This window comes from Segatella hominis, assembly GCF_019249725.2.
Lineage (GTDB): Bacteria > Bacteroidota > Bacteroidia > Bacteroidales > Bacteroidaceae > Prevotella.
The window spans coordinates 391234-405672 of the sequence record NZ_CP137559.1 but is presented as its reverse complement, the minus strand read 5'-3'; the positions used below and the strand labels follow the sequence as shown (position 1 = coordinate 405672).

General features: G+C 45.2%; 6 protein-coding genes. All 6 read left to right on the top strand.

Going from position 1 to position 14439, the window contains the following annotated elements; all coding sequences use genetic code 11:
* The first annotated feature begins 144 nt into the window (after positions 1–144).
* The 6 genes from KUA50_RS01645 (at position 145) to KUA50_RS01620 (ending at position 14367) form a co-directional block, all read left to right on the top strand.
* Positions 145–4701 (top strand): InlB B-repeat-containing protein, encoded by a 4557-nt coding sequence (locus tag KUA50_RS01645; RefSeq protein ID WP_256624312.1) that lies wholly within the window; start codon positions 145–147, stop codon positions 4699–4701.
* A 255-nt stretch (positions 4702–4956) separates the two neighbouring features.
* Positions 4957–8205 carry a SusC/RagA family TonB-linked outer membrane protein gene (locus KUA50_RS01640; RefSeq protein ID WP_218457476.1) on the top strand — a complete coding sequence of 1083 codons (3249 nt, stop codon included), beginning with the start codon at positions 4957–4959 and terminating at the stop codon, positions 8203–8205.
* An 18-nt stretch (positions 8206–8223) separates the two neighbouring features.
* Positions 8224–10167, top strand: a complete 1944-nt coding sequence (locus tag KUA50_RS01635) for a RagB/SusD family nutrient uptake outer membrane protein (RefSeq protein WP_217763789.1) — start codon at positions 8224–8226, stop codon at positions 10165–10167.
* A gap of 28 nt (positions 10168–10195) precedes the next feature.
* Positions 10196–11884 carry a DUF5123 domain-containing protein gene (locus KUA50_RS01630; RefSeq protein ID WP_218457477.1) on the top strand — a complete coding sequence of 563 codons (1689 nt, stop codon included), beginning with the start codon at positions 10196–10198 and terminating at the stop codon, positions 11882–11884.
* 245 nt (positions 11885–12129) lie between these two features.
* Positions 12130–13353: a transposase gene (locus tag KUA50_RS01625; protein ID WP_217752555.1), complete on the top strand. Its 1224-nt coding sequence runs from the start codon at positions 12130–12132 to the stop codon at positions 13351–13353.
* Positions 13354–13407: 54 nt separating this feature from the next.
* Entirely contained in the window at positions 13408–14367 is a 960-nt protein-coding gene (locus KUA50_RS01620; RefSeq protein WP_022110694.1) for an Rpn family recombination-promoting nuclease/putative transposase, read from the top strand.
* The last annotated feature ends 72 nt before the right edge of the window (positions 14368–14439 follow it).

The following is a 14439-nucleotide window of genomic DNA, read 5'->3' as shown; positions in this document are numbered from 1 at the left end:
ATTACAGATATTTGTTGTATTTTTGCCACGTGAATCTATTTAGGCAACAAATCGTAGTGGATTCATCATACTTGAAACAAACAAGTAAAACTATACAAGAATAAATATAAAACATTATAAATTTAAACCTAAAAGTAACAAACAATGAAAAGAAATCTACTGAGATTCGGACTACTATGCTTAGTCCTACTCGTTTCAGTCGTTACAAAGGCTGGTGATTTCCGAGACATTAAGCTCGACTTGGCAGGCGGCAGTTTATTTACTGCTGATGAAATGTCAACTCAGTCGGCTACGTCTTTCGGAGTCTCAATAGCTACCGACGGAAGCGCGACTCGTGTTGCAGCAGATGCAACGGATGCAAATGTTGCGATTTCATGCAAGTATCATGACAATCAACATGGAGTGACCAACTTCAAGGCAACAGTCCCTGTAACAGGTCCCGTAAAAATCACAATGGGTAATTGTACCTATGGTAGTACTGCCACTGTAAAAGACGCACAAGGAACCACCATCGGAACAATTAATGTAAAAGAAGCAGGAAATTGCTGGCATGGTAACAAAACCGCCAATGTAACCTCTTGCGTTTACAAAGGCACAGAAGCCACTACCCTGACTATAGAAGGTGGAGGCTATGTTCCTTATTTGGCAGTTGAGGCAGTAAACGCTGCAGACTTGGCAAGTGACATTACCCTCACTTACTCTTTAGGAACGACAACTGCAGAAGGAACACTCCCTGCAAGCGCAAAGGTAGAAGTGGGAAGCAGCTATACGCTTCCTACGAACACCACGCTTTACGTTGCTGGCAGCACGCTGACAGGTTGGACAGATGGCACCAACACCTATAAAACAGGAGAGACCATCACTGCCCCAAGCGCAAGTGCTACACTGACCCCAGTATTCACTGCCAACACCAAGTCGCTTGCCGACCGCACAGAGGAAACCACCCTTACCTATTACTTTGGTCACACGAATGGTGCCCAGGATATCAACTATCAAGGAAAGAAAGGCATTTTGGTAACCCAGGCTACTGTCGATGGTGAAACCATAGATGTAAAGATTGACCTTGACGGAACACCAAGCGGAGCTAAGTTCAACAATGCAGGCCGTACAGACGAATGGGCACAGATGAATGCAAACGGCATCATCACCGTACCTTCTTGCAAAGGTGCAACCATCGAAATGGCTGCATACGGCAACATCACAACGACAACAATTGATGGTCAGGCAGAATATACTTCAGGTAAAGTGATTAGCCAGACCATTGCATCAAGTGCTGAAACAGTGAACATCGTCATTGGCGATGGTTCATACTATAGCTATTTGAAGATCACTCTTCCTGTCGTTGCAAGCAAACCTGCTGGCAAGACTTTCAACAATGAGGCTGCCAGCGTCGTATTTGCTATGAACGACCTCAGTAATGCAAGTGCCAACACAACCTCTCCAACTGATGCTTTCAGCACCATTGCATTTGATTATGGAGCAAACTTATCTTTGAAAGGAATTCTCGAAATTACCAAGGCGGATGGTACCGCATCAGGTATCAAAGGTCTCAAAATTGGTAATGACTCAGGAAAGAAGGAAACAGAAATCAACTGGTTTGTTCGTCCTGCTGCAGGACTTACTTTCACCCCAACCAAGGTGAGCGGTTATGTAAACCGCTGTGGTACGGATGTAGAAAACGGAATCGTTATCAGTGCCCATAAGGCAAACGGAGAAGTAGTAGCACTGGGCACCTATACCGCTTGGCGCCAAGGCAAGGCTACATCAAAACAACTATATGATAACACCGCTATCCATCAGTTTGAAATCACACTGACAGCAGAGCAGCAGGCAGCCTTGGCTGGTACAGATGGCTTCTATCTGACATCTACTATCGGTGTAGCTTCTAACAAGCAGGCTGTTTTCGGTCCTGTTACGATCGAAGGAACCGTCAACGGAACACTCGTTGCAGTAAACAAATACAAACTCTCTGTCGTAACCAATCCTGAAGGCATCGCAGACGTTACCGTCTATCCTAAGTCTGACGAATATCAGGAGAACGACGAGGTAACACTGACTGCAGCCGATAAATTCGGTTATAATTTTGTCAACTGGACTGACAAGAATGGCACAGAGCTTTCTACTGAGAGCAAATTCAAATATACTGTAACAGAAAACCAGACTCTCACTGCCAACTACAAGAAGGTAAAGACCTATGCGCTCGACGTAAACGTAGAAGGTGGCGCCAAGGACTATATGGTGACTCTCTCTCCTGCCCCAGAGATGGTAGATGGCAAGAAGATGTATGAAGAAGGTACAGAGGTAACGCTTACCGCAACAGGAAACGACATCATCGACTTCAACAACTGGAGCAATGGTGAGACAACAGCAGAAATCAAGACAACCATGAATGCAGACCAGGCTTTCACTGCCACATTCTCGGCTAAGGACTACATCGTGGCATGGGACTTCTATCAGGAAGGCAAGGAAGGTCGCACAGCAGACTTTGCAGCAGCAGACAACGACGCAGTACAGCTCGTACTCCGTGATGCAGAAAGCAACTCATACGGCTGGCTCGACAAGAGCAACACGGCTGGTGGTTACGAAGGCAAGAATGCAGCTGTCAACTGGACCAAGACTTCAACAAAGGCTTTAGGTGAAACCTACTGGCAGACCAAGTTCAACGCCACTGCATTCACTGACATCAAGGTAAAGAGCAGCATGCTCTACAACTATAATGCTTACGAGACCTACAATGTAGAGTACTCTCTTGACGGCGAGAAATGGACCAAGGTTGGCACCATCGCTATGCCAGGAGCCAAGGCATGGACTACAGAAGAGTTCACTCTCCCAGCCGATGCCAACAACCAGGCTGCAGTATTTGTTCGCTGGATTGCCGACAAGAATTCATCTGTCAAGGGAACAACAGGAACCAACGACGGTATCGCTCTCGCTCAGATCTATATCACAGGAACAGCCAAGCTCTTCGATGACGGCACAGCTCCTGTACTCAAGAGCCAGGTACCTGCAGCAGGTGCAACCAATGCTTCAGCCAATGGTAAGATTGTATTGACCTTCGATGAGAAAGTAAAACTGACTGAAAGCGCCAAGGCGACCCTCAATGGCCAGAATTTGACAGGCACTGTATCTGGCAAGACCATCACATTTGCCTACAAGGGTTTGAGCTACGCTACAGAATATACCTTCGCTCTCGCAGCTGGTTCTGTAGCCGACTTGACAGACAATGCTATCCAGAGCGACATTACCTTCAGCTTCACCACCAAGGAGAAGCCTGCAGTGACCAAGGCTCTGTATGATTTCATCGTACCAACAGACGGAACATTCACTGAAGCTCTCGCAGCAGCAGCCAAGCGTGCTGATACCAGCAAGCGTTTCCGCATCTTCATCAAGCAGGGCGACTATAAGATTCCTGCCAACCCGAACAGCATGGTGACTGGTACTGATGGCAAGCAGTATCCAAGTGCTACCACCTATATGAATACACCTAATGTATCTATCATCGGTGAAAGCAATGAGACTACTTCAATTACCAATACCGTACCAGCAGTAGAAAGCAGCAATGGCTACAATATCGCCAACGTATTGGAAGGAATTGGACGTGGTGATGTATTGAGTTTGGAAAGCGGTGCAACAAACACTTACTTCCAGGACATCAAGATGTATAGCAGCATGGGCGACGGCAAGGGTCGTGACATCGTACTCAACGATAAGAGTAACAAGACTATCTGTAAGAACGTCAACCTCTGGGCTTATCAGGACACCTACGTATCCAACAACCAGAAGGGTCGCTTCTACTTCGAGGGCGGTATCCTGCGTGGTAACACCGACTATCTCTGCGGTAAGGGTGACGTATATTATAATAATGTAGATCTCTTGATGTGTGGCACAGGCTATCTCGCCGTACCTTCACAGCCTACCAAGTATGGTTATATCTTCAAAGATTGTACCATCAAGGACGGATCAACCGCAGGTATCAACGGCAAGTACAAACTCGGTCGTCCTTGGGGCAAGGGCACTCCTATCGCTCTCTTCATCGACACCAAGATGGAAGTGATTCCTACAGCAGCAGGTTGGAACGAGATGAGCGGTGGTTATCCTAAGCGATTTGCTGAATACAACTCTACCACAGCTACAGGCACTGTAGTAGATTTGAGCGGAAGAAAGCAGGTTTATGATGCTTACGATGCAAAGGATGGAAATAACTATACCAACCGTCGCAACGAGACAGCAGAAAGTCCTGTCCTTACAGCAGAAGAAGCCGCATCCTACACTATCGAAACCGTTATGGGCGGTGATGATGACTGGGATCCAACAGCTGCCACAGAACAGGCTTCAGCTCCAACTAATGTGAAGATTGCTGGTAACAACCTGACATGGGACAACAGCAACTACGCTCTGCTTTGGGCTGTATGCAAGAACGGCAAGGTGGTTGACTTCACCGTTGAGCCTACCTACAACGTTGACGATGCTTCTGCTACATGGAGTGTTCGTGCAGCCAACGAGATGGGTGGTCTTGGCGAAGCTACAGAAGCTACTACCAGTACAGGTATTGAGAACATCACAACTTCTGCCGATGTTTTGAGTACCAAGATCTACTCTGCCGACGGTGTACAGGTAAGCAAGTTGCAGAAAGGCATCAACATCGTCGTAAAGACCATGTCTGACGGTAGCAAGAAGACAAGCAAGATTATCATCAAGTAAGCTAAATTGGAAGATGTTGCATTGAAGCAACTAAAATCATAGTTAATCCCCAACAAGAGGACATCGGAAGAAGTTCGATGGATTCTTGTTGGGGACTTTTGTGTTAACGAATACACTACACAGAAGCTATTTTGTGAAAGAACTTTGAAAACGTTTACGTTATTTTTTATATTAAAATGTATTGTCAGATAAACTAATATTCGTATATTTGCACAGAATTATACAATATTTCACTAATCTAACCAAAATAAATGTATGTCTGGTAATTCAAACAAAAAGAAAATTGCGTTAGCAGGTGCATTGATGTTCTGTGTAACGAGCATCTCAGCGCAGACCGTTAAGGGCGTTGTTACTGACAATACGGGCGAGCCTATTATCGGCGCATCTGTCATGGAGGTAGGTGTAGCAGGTAATGGTGGCGTGACCGACATTGATGGTAATTTCACCGTAAACTTGAAAGGCAAAGGTAACAAACTGAAGATTACTTACATCGGTATGAAATCTAAGGAAGTGAACGTTGCAGGTAAAACTAACATTACTGTAAAACTTGAAGACGAAGCAAACAGCTTGAATGACGTAGTCGTTATCGGTTATGGTACTGTTAGAAAGAAGGACCTTACAGGTTCTGTTTCTTCTATCAGCGATAAGCAGATTGCCAACATTCCTGTATCTAACGTGAGCGAGGCGATGACCGGTAAGATGGCGGGTGTGAACATCACCACCACCGAGGGTTCACCAGATGCTGACGTGAAGATTCGCGTGCGTGGTGGTGGTTCTCTTTCACAGGACAACTCTCCTCTCTACATCGTAGATGGTTTCCCTGTAAGCTCTATCAGCGACATCGCTCCTAGCGAAATTCAGAGCATCGACGTTTTGAAGGATGCTTCTTCTACAGCCATCTATGGTGCCCGTGGTGCTAATGGTGTTATCATCGTTACAACCAAGAGCGGTTCTGAGGGTAAGACTCAGGTAAACTTCAATGCTTCTCTCGGCTACAAGAAGGTTTCTAAGTTGGTGAAGACTATGTCTCCATACGACTATGCATACTATCAGTATGAGTTGGGTAGCACTGACTATGGTAACTACAACGATCTCGACATCTGGAAGTCTATTGAAGGACGTGACTATCAGGATGAGGTATTCGGCCGTACAGGTAACCAGAAACAGTATAACGTGAACGTAAGCGGTGGTACCAAGGACATCAAGTACAACATCGGTTTCTCTCACAACGACGAGAAGAGCATCATGCAGGGTTCTGGCTACGCCAAGAACAATGTAAACGCCAAGATCAATGCCAACCTGAACAAGTGGTTGTCTCTCGACTTCAATGGCCGTATGGCATTCACCAAGCTGGATGGCTTGAATGGTGGTGCAGATACCAACGAGTCGAGTGCAGCAAACTCAGTTGTTGCCAACACCGTAAGATGGAACCCGGTAGAGCCTCTCTCTGGCACATCAGACGATGATGAGGAGAACAGCACATCTACACGCCGTAACCCAACAGAGCGTATCACCGATACCTATAAGTATCAGGAGCGTTTCCAGCAAAACTACAACGTTGGCTTAAACTGGAAGCCATTCAAAAATATCACATTCCGTTCTGAGTTCGGCTATGGCTGGAAGTATAACAATACCGACCAGGTTTGGGGTTCTAATGCAACTACCAACTCTAAGTATGGTTACAACGGTCAGCCACAGGCACAGTTCGTGCGTTTGGAGAACAAGAACTGGCGTAACGCAAATACATTAACTTATGACAATAAGAAGCTCTTCCATGGTCGTGACCATATCAATGTATTGGTAGGTCAGGAATGGAGCAGTAGCCAGGACGTAACCCGTACCAGCACTTCAGTAGCCTTCCCAACTTCATTCAACGTGAACGAGGTATTGGCTAACACAGCAGCAGGTACAGCACTTCCTAACGAGGGTAATATCAAGGCTGAGGAGAACATTCTCTCTTACTTCGGCCGTATCAACTATACACTCAACGACAAGTATCTGGCTACCATCACCGTTCGTGCCGATGGTTCCAGCAAGTTCGGCAAGGACAACCGTTGGGGTATCTTCCCATCAGCAGCCTTGGCTTGGCGTATGTCTGACGAGGAATTCCTGAAGGGTGCTTCCAGCTGGCTTTCTAACTTGAAGGCTCGTCTGAGCTTCGGTACAGCAGGTAACAACCGTATCAACTCTGGTTTGTTGACTACCACCTACTCTATGGCAGACAACACATCAAAGGCTCCATTCTTCGAAGAGAACAGAGCTTCTATGCTTGAGCATGGTAAATATCTCTATAATCCAGACCTGAAGTGGGAAACCACAGTGACCCGTAACTTCGGTATCGATTACGGTTTCTTCAATGGTCGCATCAGCGGTACATTAGACTTCTACTGGAATACAACCAAGGATCTCTTGATGCAGAGTATCATCCCTGCCAATACAGGTTACTCTTACCAGTTCCAGAACTTCGGTAAGACCTCTAACAAGGGTATTGAGTTGGCACTCAATGCAGTAATCGTAGACAAGAAGAACTTCGGTTTGAACTTCAACTTCAACGTATCTTACAACAAGAATAAGATTGATGAGTTGAACATGGAGAACCCATGGCAGAGCTCTAACTGGAGTGGTTCTACCATCTCCAAATATGAAGACTTCCGCGTAGAGCAAGGGGGTCGCCTCGGTGAGCTTTGGGGTTACAAGAGCAATGGTTTCTACACCGTATATGATGCAGCAACAGGCAAGGGTGATTTGGTATTGAAAGAAAACGGCACCTGGGCACTGGCTGAAGGCGTAAAGGACAACAGCTACAAGCTCTTCGGCGGTAACCTCTATCCAGGCGTAGCCAAGGTAGAAGTTGACGAGAATGGTGATGCAGTGAAGCAGCGTCTGGGTAACACCGTACCAACCACAACTGGTGGTTTCGGTTTCGACGGTCACGTTGGTAACCTCGACTTCAACCTGTTCTTCAACTACTCATTGGGCAACAAGCTGGTAAACGGTACCAAGCTTGCCAACGCATTCTATGCAGGTTCAGCCAAGAACTACAACCTGGTAGATGACTTCAGCGTAGGCAACCGCTATACCTGGATTGACCCAGCCAACGGTAACAACATCGGTCGCCCATCAGCTAGCCTCATTGCAGAGTATGGTGGTGTAGAGAATGTAATGAACCGCTTGAATGAGATTAACGCCAACGCTAATATCTACAATCCAGCAGGCGTATCAAACATGCAGCTCATCAGCTATGCTGTAGAGGATGCATCATTCCTGCGTCTGCAGAACGTAACAGTGGGTTACACCTTGCCAAAGAAGTGGGTAAACAAGTGCTACTTGCAGAACGTACGCATCTACTTCACAGGTTACAACCTGCTTTGCTTCACCAACTACACAGGCTACGATCCTGAGGTGGATACAAGTTCTAAGAAGAACCCAATGACCCCAGGTATCGACTATGCAGCTTATCCAAAGAGCCGCACCTTCGTAGGTGGTATTAACGTTACATTCTAACTTTATAAGATAATAACAATGAACAAGATATTATATGCATTTGCATTGGTAGGCGTATTAGGATTGTCTTCATGCTCCGACTTCCTGGATCAGACTTCTCCATCAGAGATGACTGCAGAGAATACCTACGCCTCACCTTATTATACCAATCTTCGCGTCAATAAGCTCTATGGTGGCATGGGACAGGACCGTACCTACGCACAGGACTTGTCTATCGTATGGAACCTGAACAGCGACTGCGAATTAGTTGATGGTCTTGGAAGCAACGCAACCAATACCTCAAATGAGCGTGGAAACATGAACTATAACATGGACCCGGGATGGAGCAAGATCAGCGGTGTATGGGATGCTGAGTATGGTATCATCGAGGATGCCAACCAGATTATCGAGGGTATCCGCAGCAGCGCTACACTCACAGCCGGCGGTGCTAACCAGAAGTCTATGGAGCGCAGCCTCGGCGAAGCGCTTACCATCCGTGCCATGGTTTACTTTGACCTGGTTCGTATCTTTGGTGATATTCCTTTCAAGAGAGAAGCATCAAAGTCTGACTTGAGCAACGCTTACCTGGAGAAGACCGACCGCGACGTGATCATGGATTCCCTGATGAACGACCTGGATGAGGCTATCGAATACCTGCCATGGGCAGACCAGGTATCAGGCTATACCACAGAGCGCACAACCAAGGGTTATGCTCACGCCCTCCTGGCACAGATTGCCATGACTCGTGCCGGCTACGCAATTCGTGAGAAATCAAAGGATGGATATGAGACTGCATCTTACAGCGATGCTACCTATCCAACACAGCGCCCAGGTGCAGCAGACCGCAAGGCTCTCTACGAGCGTGCCCTGAAGCATTGGTCAGCTATCATCAATGACAATACTCATAACCTCAACCCATCTTTCGAGAACGAGTGGTACCTGATCAACCAGCTCTCTCTCGACAAGACTTACCACGAGAACCTCTTCGAGATTCCTTTCGGTGAGAACGTTACAGGTGAGCTGGGTTACACAGTGGGAGTTCGTCTGAATGGTGTCACAACAGAATATGGCTATGGCAACTCATCTGGTAAGATGAAGGTTACAGCTCCTCTGCTCTATTCTTACGACAAGAAGGATACACGCCGTGACATCACTTGCGCTAACTTCGAAATCAAGCAGGATGGCAGCAACACCATAGAGAGCATGATTAAGAATGCTCCTTTCGGTATGTATGTAGGAAAGTGGGATGCCCGCAAGATGAACAACACCTGGTTGCAGAACAACCTGAAGGCTACAGCTAAGCATACCACAGGTATCAACCCTGTGAAGATGCGCTATGCTCAGGTATTGCTCTACTATGCTGAGTGCATGAACGAGTTGGCTGGCAATCCAGATGCCAACTATGAAGGTTCTGCAAACGGTATGACAGCCCGCCAGGCTCTGGAAGCAGTTCACACACGTGCCTTCAACAAGGATGACAAGAACGATGCCAAGGCTTACGTCAACAACATCGCTTCAGACAAGGACGCATTCTTCAATGCTCTCGTTCAGGAGAACATGTGGGAGTTTGCCGGTGAAGGTATCCGCAAGTACGACCTGATCCGTTGGAACCTCCTCGCAGAGAAGATCATTGAGTTCAAGCAGACTTACCTGGCTGAGCTTGCAGACGGTACTTACCAGAAGACTATCTACTTCAACTACCTGGATAAGAACAAGACTAAGATTGACTTCTCTAGCGTAACATGGTATGGTATTCCTGACGGAAAGACATCTGCTGACTACGATGACAGCATCGATTCATTCGGTGCAGCTAAGCTGGATACAGGTAACGATACACAGGTTGACGTAAACCTGCCATCTATCAGCAGCGGTCTGGTTGGCGAAGACGTAGCAGTGAAGAACCGCTACCTCATGCCAATCGCTTCAACAACCATCTCTGCAACCAACGGCAAGATCCACAACTCTTATGGTTATGCAGACTAATTCATCTTTAATAAAAAAAGACAAGAAAATGAAGAGCATTAAAAACATATTGGGCACAGCGTCTATGATGGCATTGGCTCTGTCGGCTACTTCTTGTACCGATGGCAATGACTGGGACGTAGATGGCAGCCTGTCAAGATTGTTCGGTCTCAACGGTGACAAAATCACCGTTGAAACTGCCGAAACATCAGCTACTGTTACATTCTCTGCCTTCACATCAAAAGCAGTTGCAGAACCTGAATACTATGTATTCGAGGTAAGCAAGGACTCTCTTTATGAGGGTGTCGAGAATGCCAACATCATCAAATACGGTGAAGATAAGACCTTGACTTCTTCTCCTGTAGTTCTCTCAGGTCTCGATGGAGACAGCAAGTACTTCATGCGTGTAAAGGCTATGTCTTCTACTACCAACGAGTCTAAGTGGGTTTACTATAAGGATGGTTCCTCTTTCAAGACGAAGGCAGAGCAAATCTTCAACAACGTTGAGTCAACCGACCTCTTCGAGGATCATGTGAACTTGAGCTGGACTCCAGGTGCTGAAGTTACTCACATCACTTACGTCAAAGCTAACGATGCAGAGAACATCCAGACCATCAATTTGACAGATGAGCAAAAGGCAGCTGGTAAATATACCCTTACCAACTTGCAGCCAACAAGCACTTATACCATCACTATCTATAAGAATGATGTAAAGCGCGGTCAGTTGCAGGTTACAACTCCAGCAGCTCCTCCAGCAGCCAGCATCAAGTATACACTTCCTAGCGATGTAACAATCATCTCTCAGACTCTCATCGACGAGATTGCTGAACAGGCAAAGGCAGAAGCAGGAAACGAGACCAACTATAGCGCAACCATCTGTATTCCTGCTGGTGCTAAGGTAGCTCTCTACGGCACAAATGATTCTGACGGTGGCAAGACCAACGTAACCATCCCAGACGGAATGTCTGTTACATTCTTCGGTTTGGCTGGTGGCGAGACTCCAACCATCACCCTCGACAAGAACTTTGATATAGCAGGTTCTCATGCTTACATCAAGTTCCAGAACGTGAAGTTGGAAGAGAATGGTGCCGGCTACTTCATCAACCAGAGCAAGGCTTGTACTGTAAGCGAGTTCTCTTTGGAGGATTGCGAGGTTAGCAATCTCAAGACATCATTCTTCCGTATTCAGGGAAGTGATGCCAAGTCTATCGGCAAGCTGACTTTGAAGAACAGTATCTTCACAAACCTCTGCGCAGGTTATGGTTTCATCCACGTTGATGCTGGAAGCGGAGCTGGCCATCTTGACAACGTAGAGATTGACGGTTGTACATTCAACAGCATCTGTGTAACTGGTAAGGTCTTCATCTTCAGCAAGAAGACAGATATGCAGGACATCACCATCAAGAACAGTACATTCTACAACTGTAATGGTAACGGACAATACTTCGTAGACTTCAACGTTGATACATTCGGTCCAAACACATTCACAATTGAGAATTGTATCTTCGGTAAGAGTGCAGATGAAGCTACCAACAAGAACATCAGAAGCAAGACTCCAGCTACTGTAGCCAACAGCTTCAGAACAACAGACTTCTTCAAGGTGATTAAGGGTGTGAATGATACAGAATTCAGCTCTACCCAGTTGTTCAAGGACCCAGCCAATGGCGACTTTACCATCAAGGCCGGAACTTTGAAGGAAAGAGCTGGTGACCCACGCTGGTATGCAGTAGAGGATTAAAATTCATCTCTTAAATATTTAAAAGTGCAATGCTCAAATTTGAGCGTTGCACTTTTTTTTGATTTTCTTGGAAGTTTAGAATAAAAAGCGTATCTTTGCAGGGACAATACTGCGTTAAATTAATATTTAATCGTCTGTAAATCAATAACTTATATTAAGAAGTGCTTATGAAAACTTAACTGTAAAAAGTTGGTCAAGTCGCTGATTTTCAGTAACTTTGTAGATCACGACAAATACAATATTACATGAATACAGGACTTGACCAATATATGGATATCTTTAAAGATGCAGTTGAAGATTCAGCTGCAAAGATAACAAAAAGTTTCGAGAAAATACTCATCGAGGTGATAATTTTGTTCATGGTAATACCAAGAAAGATAAATTTCACCCAAATGGGGAGGTATGGCTTGCATGTTGAGCAAACCTATCGCAACGCATTCGGCTTGAAAAAGTCGAAGTGCATTGATTGGCTCAAACTTAATGTCTCACTTGCCAAGCGCTTCTTGGGTAAACAGGGAAGATGGGCTATTGCCATTGATCCCAGCTACATCAGTAAAGCTGGCAAGAAAACACCACATATCGGTCGTTTTTGGTCAGGATGTGCTCAGTCTGTTAAACATGGTCTCGAAATCATGGGTATTGGCCTCATTGATATTGATGCCAAAGACTGCATGATGTTAAAAGCACACCAGTCGCTAAGTAATAAAGAACTGAGTCTTAGAAACAAGACTATGGTAGATTTCTATATCAGCGTCATTAAGCGTTACCGCAAGGAACTTCTTAAACTCTCAACCCTCATAGTTGCAGATGCTTACTTCTCTACAAGTACATTTGTTAATGGGATAAAGAAAGAAGGGTTCTCTTTGATAAGCCGCTTTCGTGACAATGCTTGTCTCTTTTATGTCTATGCTGGTCCACGTACTGGAAAACGTGGTCGCCCCAAGACCAAGGATGGCAAGATTGATATGAAGAATCTTGACCTCACTCGAATGGAGAAGATGGAGATGAAAGATATAGAAGGAACAGCTTATACTTTGATAGCCTATTCCAAGGCACTCAGGTGTAAAGTTAGACTTGTCATCTGGCAGATGCCGAATGGCAAGAAGAAACTATTCTTCTCTACAGACACCTCACTTTCGGGTGAAGAAGTACTTCTTTATTATAGAACCAGGTTCCAGATCGAATTTTGCTTTCGTGACGCCAAAGGCTATACTGGTCTTATGGACTGCCAGGCTCGCGATAAGTGGAAACTCGATTTTGCTTTCAATGCTTCGTTCACATCACTAAATGTTGCCAAGGTAACTATGAAGGAGATGGGAATGGAATATTCTATGTCTTCATTCAAGTCACTGATGACCAACATTTATCTGGTGAAACGAATTTTTAAAGCAAGCGGGTACACCCCGAACCGAACTTTAATTAGCAAGATTTTCAAAGATCTCTCGTGCTTACAGCGTATAGCTGCTTAGCACATTATTGAATTATTAACGAACTATTGCAGGGAAGTATTAAGCAAATAAGAAATGACAATGAACGGAGAAAACTATATAAGATTCGACTGGGCGATGAAACGTCTGCTGCGCAACAAAGCTAACTATGTTGTGCTTGAAGGATTTCTATCTTCATTGCTTGGGAAGAAATTTAAGATTCACCGCTTTCTGGAAAGCGAAAGCAACCAAGAAGACGAATACGATAAATATAACCGAGCCGATATTCTGGCAGAAAGCGAAGATGGGCAATTATGCATCATTGAAGTACAAAATAGCCGTGAAGTAACCTATTACCACCGTATACGCTATGGTGCATCTAAGGCAATAACAGAGTATATTGGTTTTGTCAAACCATACGAAGCTGTCAGCAAGGTATATTCTATCTATATTGTGTATTTTAAACTGGGACAAGGCAAAGATTATGTTTACCATGGCAAAACCGAGTTCATCGGTGAGCACGAACCACATGATACTCTTAAGCTCTCCATCCGACAGAATGAGAAATTCTTTGGCATCAAGGATAAAGATTTAGAACTAAGGAAGGGGCCGGGAGACTTATTCCCAGAATACTACATACTACGTGTCAATGATTTTGACAAGGTAGCAACTACTCCACTTGATGAATGGATTGAATTTCTAAAAACAGGTTCTATCAGTTCAAAAGCCACTGCTGCAGGATTACCAGAAGCACGCGAACGCCTGCGTGTAGATTCACTCTCTCAAAAAGACAAGCAAGCCTATTTCCGTCATTTAGAAGCGGTTAGACACATGAAGAGTCTCTTTGATACCAGCCATGACGAGGGTTATCAAGATGGACTAACAGAAGGAAGAATTGAAGGAAGAGCTGAAAGAAGAGCAGAAGGAAGAGCAGAAGGAGAAAAAGAAAAGACCAAAGAAATCGCCCTCAAACTTCTTGCTTTAAATACGCCAATGGACATCATTTCCCAATCTACAGGATTATCTATAGAGGAAATCAAAAAGATAAATTCATAAATACATAAAAAGTGCAATGCCCGATGAGAGCATTGCACTTTTTATGTACAATCACGCAATCGTTTTCGTATT

Bases quoted from the DNA above. Each gene is read 5' to 3' on its own strand.
- KUA50_RS01645 (WP_256624312.1), top strand. From the start codon at position 145: ATGAAAAGAAATCTACTGAGATTCGGACTACTATGCTTAGTCCTACTC.
- KUA50_RS01635 (WP_217763789.1), top strand. From the start codon at position 8,224: ATGAACAAGATATTATATGCATTTGCATTGGTAGGCGTATTAGGATTG.
- KUA50_RS01640 (WP_218457476.1), top strand. From the start codon at position 4,957: ATGTCTGGTAATTCAAACAAAAAGAAAATTGCGTTAGCAGGTGCATTG.
- KUA50_RS01625 (WP_217752555.1), top strand. From the start codon at position 12,130: ATGAATACAGGACTTGACCAATATATGGATATCTTTAAAGATGCAGTT.
- KUA50_RS01620 (WP_022110694.1), top strand. From the start codon at position 13,408: ATGACAATGAACGGAGAAAACTATATAAGATTCGACTGGGCGATGAAA.
- KUA50_RS01630 (WP_218457477.1), top strand. From the start codon at position 10,196: ATGAAGAGCATTAAAAACATATTGGGCACAGCGTCTATGATGGCATTG.